Consider the following 12,439-nt stretch of genomic DNA (forward strand, 5'->3'; position numbering starts at 1 on the left):
AGCGTCGTTCCGACCGCGAAAAATGAAAGCACGATCCGTCGCCAACCAAGCGACGACCCACTACGCATGGCCCTCACTCTCGACCCCGAAGACACGCGCGGACGCATCCACGACCTGGTGTGGAGCGGCTTCCATGCCGATGCCGACATCGGCTGGATGATCACCGACGAGTACCTCGATCCGGATGAGCTCACGCCCGAGGACCGCGCCTGGATCAAGGCCGAAACCACGCGCGCCTGCGCCGCCAAGCGCGCCGCCGAGGCGCAGTGGCCCGCGCAGACCGAGTACGACCGGCTCGAGGCCGTGTTCGCGCAGCTGCGCAGCGAAAAGATCATTGCCTTGCATCGCGCGGGCAACACGCTGTCCGACGGGCACGACGACGTGCGCGAGCAGTGGCGTGCGGCGGGCCGGCTCGAGTCCGGCATCCGCGGCTGCTGCTTCTATCACGCACAGGACCTGGACGGCGCCGTGCGCTCCGGGCGCCTGTACCTCGCCTTCAGCGGCGGCATGATCCCCGAGATCGCGCAGCGCGAAGCCAACACCGTCGTGGTCGGCCGCCGCATCGTCGAGCTGCTGCGCGACGCCGGCTTCGGCGCGCAATGGAGCGGCAACATCAACGAGCGCATCGAAGCCGACCTCGGCCAATGGCGCAAGCGAGGCCCCGCCGCGTGAGTGCGCAGGCCTGGCAGCCGCCGCGCCGCATCGACGCGATCGACTTCTGGCTGCGCTCGCGGCTGCTCGCCACGGCCCACGCCCTGCGCGAAACCCTGCGGCCCTCGGCCCGGCGCTGGCCCAGCGGCGCGCACACTCTGGCCGACGCGCCGGTGCTCGCGCAGCACCGAACTCCCTTGTGGTCCGACGGCAGGGCCGACGAATTCCCGCTGGTCGCCGGCAAGGTGCACAACCTGCGCGTGGCGCGGCCGGCCTTCGACGCCATCGAGGTGCCGGCCGGCGAGGTGCTGAGCTTCTGGCGCCAGCTGGGGCGACCGGGCGCCGGGCGCGGCTTCGTGGTCGGGCGCGAGGTGCGCGGCGGTTGCGTGGTGCCGACGCTGGCCGGCGGGCTGTGCCAGTTGTCGAACGCACTGGCCACGGTGGCCGTGCGCGCGGGGCTTGAACTGGTCGAGCGCCACGGCCACACGGCGCGCATCGAACAGGTCGACACGCCGGACGGCGACGCCGTCGATGCGACGGTGTTCTGGAACTACGTCGACGTCAAGCTGCGCGCCCGGCACGCCTGGCGGCTCGAAGTGGCGCTGACCGATACGGAGCTCGTGGTGCGCATCCGCGCGCGCACGCCGCGGGCGGTGCCGGCCGAGCCCGTCACGCTGCGGCGCACGAACGACGACGCGCCCACCGCGCTGCCGCTGGCGCGCGGCTGCCTGAGCTGCGACCAGACGGCGTGCTTTCGCCACCGTCCGCCGGTCGATGTCGGCGCCGAAGGGCGCACCGCCGTGCTCGTCGATGGCTGGACGCCGGAGTTCGCGCGCCACCTGCGCGAGGCGCACCCGCAGGCGCAGCGCATGCAGCCCGTGCCGCTGCGGCTCGCGTTCTGGCGCGTGCCTGCTGCCGGCTGGCATCGCGAGCCTGCGGCGAACGCAGCGGTGACCACCGCCTGGGCCGCGAGCCTGCGCCGTGCCGTGTGGCAGCGGCTCTGGGCGCGGCAGGCGGGCCGGCGCCAGGCCAGCCTGATCGACGGCCAACGCTGGCTCGCGCAGGCCTTCGCCGCGCGGCTGGTGCCTGCGCACACGCACCTGGTGGTCGAGCAGTCGCTGCTGCCGCACCTGCAGCGCCTCGGCGTGCTCGACGGGCGCCGCATCACCGTGCTGGCCAGCGCACTGCCGATGGCCGACATTGAAAAGAAGCTCGATGCCGCCTCGCAGCGCTGGCCCGGCGACGCCACCTTGCGCGACTTCCGCGCCGATGCATCGCTGGTGCGCGACGAGGCCCTGGCGCTCGCGCGCGCGGCGGTCGTCGTCACGCCGCATACCGCCGTGGCGCGGGCCATGACGCAGTACGCGCAGCAGGCCACGCTGCAGCGGATCGACTGGGCGCTGCCGCAGGTGAAGACGACGCACAGCGAGCGCCATGCACCGCCGCTCGTCGTGTTCGCCGCCAGCGCACTGGCGCGCAAGGGCGCGCGTGAACTTGCTGCCGCGCTGCAAGGCTGGCCGTGCCGCCTGCGCGTGCTGGGCGCGCCCTCGGACGATGCGCGGCTCTGGCAGGGCATCGAACAAATTCAACACATGAACTGGCAAGGCGACGGACTGGCCGGTGCCAGCGTCGTCGTGCTGCCCGCGCATGTCGAGCACGCCCCGCGCGCATTGCTGCGCGCCGTGGCGACCGGCGTGCCCGTGGTGGCATCGACGGCCTGTGGCCTGGCCGGCGTGCCGGGCGTGCACGAGGTCGCACCCGGCGACATCGACGCACTGCGCACCGCATTGCAACAGGCCGCCCGCCTGACCTGAACGGAGAACAACCCCCGTGGCATCGATCGAACAGGCCCGCGCGGCCCTGGCTTCCCATGGCGCGCTGGCGCCGCAATCCGCCGCCGAGCACTGGCATGGCGAGCTGGCCTTGCCCGCGGCCCTCGCCAGCTTCTACGAACAGGTCGGCCCGCTCGGCGAGTGGGTCAACGAGCGTGTGGGCTACGCGGGCCTCACGGTGCCGACCACCGGCAACCCCTTCAGCATTCCCGCGCTCTCACGCCTGTGGCAGCTGCAGGCGGGCTACCGCTGGCACGGCATCACCGGCGAGCGCATCGCCGACTGGCCCGAGCATTGGCTCGTGGTGGCCGACCAGGGCGCCGATCCGTTCATCTTCGATCTGCGCAGCGGCGCGATCCAGTTCGCGATGCACGGCACGGGCGCCTGGGAGGAAGACGAACCGCTCTTCGCCGACATCTTCGAGATGGCCGCCTGCCTGGGCACCATCGGCCAGGTGTGGGACGAAGCGGGCGACGCCATCTTCACCGACGAGGACGACTGCGAGGTCGATCCGGTGCATCGCGCGCGCCTGGTCGAGCGCCTCGTGCCGCTGCTGGGCAGTGCGGCGGCGGCCGAAGGCATCGTCGACGTGTTCGGCTGGTAAGGGACAAAAAGAAAAGACATGAGCATCGACCTGCAGACCCTCAAATGCGGCGAGTGCGGCAGCAGCGCGCTGCGCCGCACCGGCCTGAACGAATACACCTGCGCGCACTGCGGCTCGATGTCGCTGGTGGAAGACGACGTGTCCGACCGCCTCGAGCGCGTGCTGCAGCAGGTCAAGCACCACGCCGGCCAGCAGATCGCCGCCGAACAGGCGCTGCGCCAGAAGCAGATGCTGCGCACGGTCGGCTTCGTCGTGATCGGCTTTCTCGGCGTGGCGGTGGCCGTCCAGGTCGCGATGCTGCTGTTCGGCTCCGGCAAGCGCAGCGATACGCCTTCGGTGGCGCGCGCGATCGTCGAGCGCACCATCGCGACCGACGGCCTGAAGCTCTCCGAGCCGCGCCAGGTGCTGGTCGGCGAGCGGCCGAAGCTGTTGGTGCTGGCGCGCAACGAGACCGGCCGGCCGCTCGAGCGGCCCGGCCTGAAGGTGGTGTTCCACGACGGCGACACGCGGCTGAACGAGCGCAACGAATCCCTGCCGATCGATGTGCTGATGCCCGGCGAGTCCGCGCCTGTGCTGGTCGACCTGCCCTCGGGCCAGAACGTCACGCGGCAGGACGTGACGGTCGAGAAGCTGTCCGAACCGCGCAGCGCCGCCGAGGGGCCGCGCCTGGCGTTCTCGCGCGTGCGGCTGGTGCAGCAGGGCGAGCGCGTGCGTCTGGTCGGGCGCCTCGTGCATGCGGGCGCCGTGGGTGCGCCGGCGTTCGGCAGCATCGAGGCGCTGGTCACGCTGTACGACGACGCGGGCCAGGTGATCGGCGTCGGGCGCGGCCATGCGCCGGGGTCCGAGCTGGCGCCCGGCGCACGCACGGCGATCGATGTCGACCTCAGCCGCTTCGGCCGCGGCGCCGCCATCGCGGCGTGGGACTACCGCATCGGCTACCGCACCGTCACGCCCTCGGGCGCGCGCACCACGGTGCTGAGTGCCGACCGCGTGATCCGCACGACCGGCGCGCCGGAGGCCTTCCACCCCGACCTGCGCCTGGGCACCGAAGACCTGCTGGCCGACGACAGCGAGCGCTTCGACCCGCGGCAGCTCGAACTGCTGCCGCTGGTGGCGGGGCGCAGCACGATCCAGCGGCCGCTGTTCATGACCGAGCTGGTGAACCGCAGCACCGACGCCATCGCCATCGCGCCGGGCGCCGTGATCTCGCGCTTCGGTGGCAGCACGGCCGACGGCACCACGCGCCTCGATGCGCTGGCCTCCCTGTACCCGGGCGAGCGCTTTCCGATCCTGCTGGAGCCCAAGGCCGTGGACCGCATCACGCAGACCCGCGTCGAGTGGAAGCCGATGCGCCGCGCCGCATTGCCCGGCCCGCGCAAGCCGCTGGAGGTGCAGGTGACGGGCACCCAGGCCGGCACCGGCAGCGTGCTGCTCAACTTCAGTCAGCGCTTCACCTACAAGAGCGTGGAGGTCACGGGCACGGTGAAGAACCCCGGCACGGCCATCGCGGCCAAGGTGCGCCTGTGGGTCAGCCTGCGCGACCGCAACGACCAGCTGACCGGCTTCAAGCTGATCGAGAACCTGCCGGCCATCGCGCCGGGCGAGAGCGTGCCCTTCCAGGTCCACGTGACGCAGCATGGGCGCGATTTCGCGAGCGTCGCGACGCTATACCAAACCGAATAGCCCCGCGCGTGACGGCATCGGGCGGTTCGCGCCATGATCGCGCCATGATTCCGCTTTCGATCCTCGACCTTTCCCCGATCACCGAAGGCAGCGATGCCGCGCAGTCGTTCCGCAACTCGCTGTCGCTGGCGCAGCACGGCGAGAAGCTGGGCTACACGCGCTACTGGCTGGCCGAGCACCACGGCATGCCGGGCATCGCGAGCGCGGCCACGGCCGTGCTGCTGTCGCACGTGGGCGCGGGCACTTCCACCATCCGCATCGGCGCCGGCGGCGTGATGCTGCCCAACCACTCGCCGCTGGTGATCGCCGAGCAGTTCGGCACGCTGGAGTCGCTGTACCCGGGGCGCATCGACCTGGGCCTGGGCCGCGCGCCCGGCTCCGACCAGCGCACCGCGCGCGCCCTGCGGCGCAACCTGGAGTCGGACGCCGACCAGTTCCCGCAGGACGTGATGGAGCTCATGGACTTCATGTCGAAGAACCCGCAGCAGGCCGTGCGCGCCGTGCCCGGCGCGGGGCTCGAGGTGCCGGTGTGGATCCTGGGCTCGAGCACCTTCGGCGCGCAGCTGGCGGCGCACCTGGGCCTGCCGTATGCCTTTGCCTCGCACTTCGCGCCGCAGCAGATCATGCAGGCCATCCAGATCTACCGCGAGACCTTCAAGCCCTCGGCGCAGCTGAGCAAGCCCTACGTGATGCTGGGCTTCAACGTGTTCGCGGCCGACACCGACGCCGAGGCCGAGTTCCGCGCCACCTCGTGGCAGCAGGCCTTCGTGAACCTGCGCAGCGGGCGTCCGGGGCGCCTGCCGCCGCCGGTGGAGAACTACCGCCAGAAGGTCGGCCCGGCCGAGAACGCGCTGCTCGACTCGGTGCTGTCGTGCTCCGCGGTGGGTTCGGTCGAGACCGTGAAGCAGGGCGTGGAAGCGTTCGTGGCGCGCACCGGCGCCGACGAACTCATGATCACCTCGCAGGTGTTCGACCACGCCGCCCGGCTGCGCTCGTACGAGCTGCTCGCCGAGGCCTTCGGTCAGAAGAAGCCGTAAAGCCTAGGCCCGTTTGCGGGCTTCCTCGTCCACGAGGTCTTTCTTCGAGAGCTTGCCTACGGCGGTCTTGGGCAGCTCGGCGCGGATCTCGAGTGCGCCGATCATCTCGTGCTTGCCCAGGCGGTTCTTCAGGAAGCTTTTGAGCGCGTCGAGCGTGAGTTCGTCCGCGCCGTCCTTCAGTTTCACGAAGGCTTTCGGCGACTGGCCGCGGTACTCGTCGGGCACGCCGATCACGCAGACCTCGGCCACCGACGGGTGTTCGTACACCGCCTCTTCGAGCACGCGCGGGTACACGTTGTAGCCGCCGCACAGCAGCATGTCCTTGGTGCGGTCGACGATGTACAGGTAGCCGTCGGCGTCCATCTTCGCGACGTCGCCGCTGCGGAAGTAGCCGTCGGCCGTCATCGACTCGGCGGTGGCCTTCGGGTTGTTCCAGTAGCCCTTCATGACGTTCGGGCCTTGCACGCACAGCTCGCCGGGCTCGCCGAACGCGGTCACGTCCTTCGTCGGGTCGTCCAGGCTCACGAGCTTGATGCGCACGCGCGGCAGCGGCATGCCGCACGAGCCGGCCTTGCGCACGCCGCGCGCGGGCGTGAAGGTGCCCACGGGCGAGGTCTCGGTCATGCCCCAGCCTTCGTTGAGGTGGCAGCCGGTGAGTTCGAAGAAGCGCTGTTCCACCTCCACCGGCAGCGGCGCGCCGCCGGAGCCGCAGAACTTCAGCGAGCGCAGGTCCATCTCCTTGGCCTTGGGGTGCGCAAGGATGGCGGTGTACATGGTCGGCACGCCGGGGAACACGCTGATCTTGCTGGCCGCGAGCTCGTTCATCACGGCATCGACATCGAAGCGCGTGTGCAGCACCAGCGCCGCGCCCAGGCGCACGCCCAGCAACATCGCGGCGCTCAGCGCGAAGATGTGGAACAGCGGCAGCACGACCAGGAAGCGCTCCTTGCCCTCATCGAGGATGGGCGGCTCGCCGCGTGTCGATTCGTAGTACTGCGCCGAGGCCGACGTGAGGTTGGCGTGCGTGAGCATCGCGCCCTTGGGCAGGCCGGTGGTGCCGCCGGTGTATTGCAGCACGACGATCTCTTCGGCCAGGTCGCCCAGCGGGTAGGTCTGGTGCGTGCCTTCGCTCTTGAGCAGGTCGGTGAAGCGCACGTGGCGTGCGTCGGTGGGCACCGGTGCGATCTGGCCGGCACCCTGCAGCTGGGCCTGCACCTTGTCGCCCGCCGCGCCGTAGTCACCAAGGCTGCCGACCACCAGCGTCTTCAGGCGCGAGCTGTCGAGCAGGCGCGCCATCAGCGGGTACAGGTTCACGAGGTCGAGCGTGACGAGGATGTCGGTGCGGCTGTCCTCGATCTTGTGGGCCAGCACGCGCTCGGCGTCCAGCGGCGAGTAGTTCACCACCGTGCCGCCGGCCTTGAGCACGGCGAAGAAGGCGATCGGGTAGTGCGGCGTGTTCGGCAGGTACAGGCCGACGTGCACGCCCGGCTTCACGCCCAGGTCCTGCAGGCCCTTGGCGGCGCGGTCGACCGCGTCACCAAGCTGGCGGTAGCTGAGCGACTGGCCCATGAACTCCACGGCCGAGTGGTCGGGCCAGCGCGCGACCGCTTCGTCGAGCATCTGCTGCACCGGCTTGACGGGCAGGTCGGCGTCCCAGCGCATGCCGGACGGGTAGTTGCGCGTCCAGGGGGTGGGGTCGCCAGAGAGGGAAGGGGTCGCCATGCGTGTGTCTCCGCTGTGTTTCGGGGCACTGTAGCGCCGGCCTTTCGCATCGTGGAGTGGCGGCTGACAAGCCGGCGACACGGGTTTTCCCGATTTCCCACACGCCGGATGCCCCTGTCGCCGGGCTGGGACAATGGCGGGCTTATGGCAAAACAACGGATCGTGGTCGGGCTGAGCGGCGGGGTGGACTCCGCGGTCACCGCGCACCTGCTCAAGCAGCAGGGGCACGAGGTGGTCGGCATCTTCATGAAGAACTGGGAAGACGACGACGACAGCGAGTACTGCTCGTCGAACATCGACTTCATCGACGCCGCCAGCGTGGCCGACGTGCTGGGCATCGAGATCGAGCACGTCAACTTCGCCGCCGACTACAAGGACCGCGTGTTCGCCGAGTTCCTGCGCGAGTACAAGGCCGGCCGCACGCCGAACCCCGACGTGCTGTGCAACGCCGAGATCAAGTTCAAGGCCTTTCTCGACCACGCCATGCGGCTGGGCGCCGAGAAGATCGCCACCGGCCACTACGCCCGCGTGCGCCTGAACGAGGCCACGGGCCGGCACGAGCTGCTCAAGGGGCTCGACAACTCGAAGGACCAGAGCTACTTCCTGCACCGCCTGAACCAGGCGCAGCTGTCCAAGACGCTGTTCCCGGTCGGCGAGCTGCACAAGACCGAGGTGCGCCGCATCGCGGAAGAAATCGGCCTGCCCAACGCGAAGAAGAAGGACTCGACCGGCATCTGCTTCATCGGCGAGCGGCCGTTCCGCGACTTCCTGAATCGCTACATCTCCAAGGAGCCGGGCCCGATCAAGGACGATCGTGGCCGCAAGCTCGGCGAGCACCAGGGCCTGAGCTTCTACACGCTGGGCCAGCGCCAGGGGCTGGGCATCGGCGGCGTGAAGGAAAAGGGCGCCCAGCGCGGCGCGGGCGACCATTCGCCCTGGTTCGTCGCGCGCAAGGACGTCGAGAAGAACACGCTGTGGGTGGTGCAGGGCCACGACCATCCGTGGCTGCTGTCGTCCGAACTGAAGGCGGACGACGCGAGCTGGGTCGCCGGCGAGGCGCCCACCGCGGGCGCCTACGGTTCGAAGGCGCGCTACCGGCAGGCCGATGCGGCCTGCGAGATGGCCGAGGGCGCCAACGGCGCGTTCAGCCTGCGCTTCGGAGCGCCGCAATGGGCGGTCACGCCGGGGCAGTCGGCCGTGCTGTACGACGGCGAACGCTGCCTCGGGGGCGGCGTCATCGTCTGAACAGGCCTCAGCGGGGCTGCCGCACGCTGTCTTCGGTGTGGATCAGCGCGAGCGGGTGGCGCTTGCCGGCGAGGTAGTCCTCGATGCAGCGCAGCAGCAGCGGGCTGCGGTGGCGGGCCACGCTGGCGCGGATCTCGTCCACGCTCATCCACAGCGTGCGCACGATGCCTTCGTCGAGCGCACGGCCTTCCTCGCGCGCGCCCAGTTCGCCGGTGAAGGCAAAGCGCATGTAGGTCACGTCGGGCTGCTCGGCCGAGCGCGCCATGTACACGCCCAGCAGCGCGGTCGGCGTGAAGGCGTGGGCCGTTTCCTCGAGCGTCTCGCGGATGCAGCCGTCCTCGGGCGACTCGCCGGGGTCGAGGTGGCCGGCCGGGTTGTTGAGCTTCAGGCCGTCGTCGGTCTGCTCTTCGACAAGCAGGAAGCGGCCGTCTTGCTCGATCACCGCGGCCACGGTGACATTGGGTTTCCAGCGTGTGGGCATCGTGGGCGCGAGTCTATCGGCATCTCGGCTATCGCACGACATAGCCGCTGAAGCGCCAGATGCGGTCGGCGTCGAGCCGGAAGCTCACCCGTTCGCGCAGCGTGCGCTCGGGGGTGTTGCCGAAGCGGGTCTCGTACTCGACGCTGACGTACTGGCCGGCCGCATCGGCGTCCGGGTCGGTCACGACCTGCCGGTGCACGGCCACCCAGGTGCGCTGCTGCGGCCCGCCGAGCGGGGCGCGGCTCCTGGCCACCTTGCTGGCGAAGTCGGTGCGGGTGATGCGCTTGCGGGTGGCGGGCGTGGCGCCGTCCCACAGCTCGCCGGCCTCGTTCCGGTCGATCATCTGGATCGCCTGCAGTCCGCCGCGCACCATGTCGCTGGCCTCGACGTCTTCAGCGAGGGCGGGGAACAGGCCGCTGCACAGCAGGAGCAGTGCGGCCAGGAGGAGCCGGGGCATGGGGAAGGGCACTTGTTCGGACGGAACAAGTTGGAGGCCGACGGGGAGGAGGGGTTCCCCGCCCGGCCTGCCGGGGCAAGTGCTCAGCGCGCGTTGGAAGCTGCAGCGGCGGGCCGTGTATCGGCCTCGATGGTTTCCAGCCGGTAGCCCAGTCCGTACACCGCCAGCAGCAGGAAGCCGTTCGACGGGCGCAACTCGAGCTTGGTGCGCAGGCGCGACACGTGGGTGTCGAGCGAGCGCGACAGCGCCTCGACCCCCAGCCCCCAGACCGCCTCGTGCAGGTGCTCGCGCGAGAGCAGGCGCCCCAGGTTCTGGAACAGGAAGAGCGCGAGTTCGTACTCGCGGTTCTTCAGCTCGACCAGCTCGCCGTGGACCCGGATGGTGCGCGAGGGCGGAAAGAAGTGGTACGGGCCGAACACCATTTCGGGCTCGTTGCGCGAGGGGTAGGCGCGGCGCAGCAGCGCGTTGATGCGGGCTTCGAACTCGATCGGGCGCAGCGGCTTGGCCATGAAGTCGTCGGCGCCGACATTGAGGCCTTCGACCATGTCGCTGTCGTCGTGGTGCTCGGTCACGAACAGGATCGGCATGCGGCTCTTGTAGTCCTGCCGGATCGTCTTGACGACGTCCGGGCCGTTCATGTCCGGCAGGCGCCAGTCGAGGACCAGCAGGTCGAAGGTTTCGCGGCGCATGGCGTGCAGCAGCGCCTTGCCGGCGGCGTACGTGTGGCACTCGTGACCGAGGCTCGCCATGGATTGGTTGATCAACCGGAGTTGGTCCGGCTCGGTGTCGAGTACTGCAATGCGCATTCCATTCCCTTGTTCCGCCCTGTGTGGACCTCTATGTGTCCGCAATATGAATCGAAGTGTATCTATCTGCGTCTGAAATCATTGCTGTGAATTGCTATTAATTCACGCAAATTGATTTTATGTATGTGGTTCAATTGCCAATTGAATCCAATTGGTGTTAGTTGATTGCAATCTAGAACCAGAGCGAGCGAAGGCGCCACAAGCGCTTCTGCGGCGGTCACCCGTGTTTCCCCCGGGGTCGTGCCGGCCGCCAATTTGCTATCAATTAAATAGCTACATGTGCAGTGCCTGCGGGCGTTGAGCAGCAAAAAGAACGCGGCATTCTGGCGACAGGTGCGCTTGTAATCTTGCTGTAAGCTCTGCCCGCAATCCGTGCTGCCCCTTCCCCCTGAGGAGAACTCTATGTTGATAGGCGTGCCTGCCGAGACAGCGGCTGGCGAAACCCGAGTGGCCGTTACACCCGAAACGGTGAAGAAACTGGTGGCCTCCGGGCATACCGTGCGTGTGCAGGCCGGTGCCGGCATTGCAGCCAGCGTCACCGACGCGGCGTACCAGGCGGCAGGCGCCGAGATCACCGATGCGGCCGGGGCGCTCTCCGCCGACATGGTGCTCAAGGTGCGCACGCCCAGCGACGCCGAAGCGGCGCAGCTGAAGGCCGGCGCGGTCGTCATCGGCATGCTCAATCCTTTCGACGCGGCCGGCCTGCAGCGCCTGGCCGCCGCGGGCGTCACGGGCTTCGCGCTCGAAGCCGCGCCGCGCACCACGCGCGCCCAGAGCATGGACGTGCTCAGCTCGCAGGCCAACATCGCCGGCTACAAGGCCGTGATGATCGCGGCCGACAAGTACCAGCGCTTCTTCCCCATGTTGATGACCGCCGCCGGCACCGTGAAGGCCGCGCGCGTCGTCATCCTGGGCGTCGGCGTGGCCGGCCTGCAGGCCATTGCCACGGCCAAGCGCCTGGGCGCCGTCATCGAGGCCTCGGACGTGCGTCCGAGCGTCAAGGAACAGATCGAGTCGCTGGGCGGCAAGTTCATCGACGTGCCTTACGAGACGCAGGAAGAGAAAGACGCGGCCGAAGGCGTCGGCGGCTACGCCCGCCCGATGCCCGCCAGCTGGCTCACGCGCCAGCAGGCCGAGGTCGCCAAGCGCGTCGCGCTGGCCGACGTGGTCATCAGCACCGCGCTCATCCCGGGTCGCGCCGCGCCCACCCTCGTCACCGAGGACATGGTCAAGTCGATGAAGCCGGGCTCGGTGATCGTCGACATCGCGGCCGGCAAGGGCGCCGACGGCATCGGCGGCAACTGCCCGCTGTCGGAGGCCGACAAGACCGTGGTCAAGCACGGCGTGACCATCGTCGGCGAAACCAACCTCGCGGCGCTGGTGGCGGCCGACGCGTCGGCGCTGTATGCGCGCAACGTGCTCGACTTCCTCAAGCTCGTCGTCACGAAGGAAGGCGCGCTCAAGATCGACCTCGAGGACGACATCGTCGCCGCCTGCCGGGTCACGCAAGACGGCCAGGTCACGCGCAAGTAAGAGCAGGCTGCCTTCCATGAACCGCACCATGCTCCGCGCGAAGCTGCATCGCGCCACCGTGACCGAAGCCGACCTGCACTACGAAGGCTCGTGCGGCATCGACGAAGACCTGCTCGACGCGGCCGACATGCGCGAGTACGAAAAGATCGAGCTGTACAACGTCAACAACGGCGAGCGCTTCTCGACCTACATCATCAAGGCGGCGCGCGGATCGGGCGCCATCTCGCTCAACGGCGCGGCGGCGCGCAAGGCGCATGTGGGCGACCTGCTCATCATCTGCACCTACGCCCCCATGACCGAGGCCGAAGCCGCCGACTACAAGCCCAAGGTGGTGCTGCTTGGCGATGCCAACCGCATCAACGAAGTCAAGAAGCTCTGACAGGGCACG

12 protein-coding genes are annotated in these 12,439 nt (G+C 69.3%); 8 read left to right on the forward strand and 4 right to left on the reverse strand.

Going from position 1 to position 12,439, the window contains the following annotated elements:
* The first annotated feature begins 66 nt into the window (after positions 1 to 66).
* Genes AC07OX_RS24125 through AC07OX_RS24145 form a run of 5 tightly spaced genes read left to right on the forward strand, consistent with a single transcriptional unit; the run spans position 67 to position 5,807 of the window.
* Positions 67 to 672: a DUF6891 domain-containing protein gene (locus tag AC07OX_RS24125; protein WP_062480476.1), complete on the forward strand. Its 606-nt coding sequence runs from the start codon at positions 67 to 69 to the stop codon at positions 670 to 672.
* Positions 669 to 2,465, forward strand: a complete 1,797-nt coding sequence (locus AC07OX_RS24130) for a VanW family protein (protein ID WP_495262128.1) — start codon at positions 669 to 671, stop codon at positions 2,463 to 2,465. Before AC07OX_RS24125 ends, AC07OX_RS24130 begins: the two co-directional genes overlap by 4 nt.
* Before the next feature lie 16 nt (positions 2,466 to 2,481).
* Complete coding sequence (locus AC07OX_RS24135; protein ID WP_495262129.1) at positions 2,482 to 3,087, forward strand: hypothetical protein; 606 nt, start codon at positions 2,482 to 2,484, stop codon at positions 3,085 to 3,087.
* Between the two features lie 18 nt (positions 3,088 to 3,105).
* The gene (locus AC07OX_RS24140) at positions 3,106 to 4,770 is read left to right on the forward strand and encodes an FxLYD domain-containing protein (protein WP_495262130.1); all 1,665 of its coding nucleotides are present in this window, start codon (positions 3,106 to 3,108) and stop codon (positions 4,768 to 4,770) included.
* 44 nt (positions 4,771 to 4,814) lie between these two features.
* Positions 4,815 to 5,807, forward strand: a complete 993-nt coding sequence (locus tag AC07OX_RS24145; protein WP_159273577.1) for an LLM class flavin-dependent oxidoreductase — start codon at positions 4,815 to 4,817, stop codon at positions 5,805 to 5,807.
* A gap of 3 nt (positions 5,808 to 5,810) precedes the next feature.
* On the opposite strand, the gene AC07OX_RS24150 is transcribed toward AC07OX_RS24145, so the two are convergent.
* Complete coding sequence (locus AC07OX_RS24150) at positions 5,811 to 7,529, reverse strand: long-chain-fatty-acid--CoA ligase (protein WP_495262131.1); 1,719 nt, start codon at positions 7,527 to 7,529, stop codon at positions 5,811 to 5,813.
* Positions 7,530 to 7,673: 144 nt separating this feature from the next.
* Between AC07OX_RS24150 and mnmA the strand changes: the two genes are divergently transcribed.
* Positions 7,674 to 8,774, forward strand: coding sequence for a tRNA 2-thiouridine(34) synthase MnmA (gene mnmA, locus AC07OX_RS24155; protein WP_492744374.1), 1,101 nt, complete (start codon positions 7,674 to 7,676; stop codon positions 8,772 to 8,774).
* 7 nt (positions 8,775 to 8,781) lie between these two features.
* Here the strand turns inward: mnmA and AC07OX_RS24160 are convergent, their stop codons facing one another.
* From AC07OX_RS24160 to AC07OX_RS24170, 3 genes are all read right to left on the reverse strand, one after another.
* Positions 8,782 to 9,255: an NUDIX hydrolase gene (locus AC07OX_RS24160; RefSeq protein ID WP_095743294.1), complete on the reverse strand. Its 474-nt coding sequence runs from the start codon at positions 9,253 to 9,255 to the stop codon at positions 8,782 to 8,784.
* Between the two features lie 28 nt (positions 9,256 to 9,283).
* Entirely contained in the window at positions 9,284 to 9,712 is a 429-nt protein-coding gene (locus tag AC07OX_RS24165; RefSeq protein WP_095949750.1) for a DUF4019 domain-containing protein, read from the reverse strand.
* 83 nt (positions 9,713 to 9,795) lie between these two features.
* Positions 9,796 to 10,518 (reverse strand): response regulator transcription factor, encoded by a 723-nt coding sequence (locus AC07OX_RS24170; RefSeq protein WP_495262132.1) that lies wholly within the window; start codon positions 10,516 to 10,518, stop codon positions 9,796 to 9,798.
* 402 nt (positions 10,519 to 10,920) lie between these two features.
* Here AC07OX_RS24170 and AC07OX_RS24175 point away from each other — a divergent pair, with 402 nt between their 5' ends.
* Entirely contained in the window at positions 10,921 to 12,051 is a 1,131-nt protein-coding gene (locus AC07OX_RS24175; RefSeq protein WP_495262133.1) for a Re/Si-specific NAD(P)(+) transhydrogenase subunit alpha, read from the forward strand.
* Between the two features lie 16 nt (positions 12,052 to 12,067).
* On the forward strand, positions 12,068 to 12,430 hold the full coding sequence (gene panD, locus AC07OX_RS24180) for an aspartate 1-decarboxylase (RefSeq protein ID WP_062481508.1): 363 nt from the start codon (positions 12,068 to 12,070) through the stop codon (positions 12,428 to 12,430).
* Positions 12,431 to 12,439: the final 9 nt, after the last annotated feature.

The organism is Variovorax sp. GW821-FHT09D07 (genome assembly GCF_059416345.1).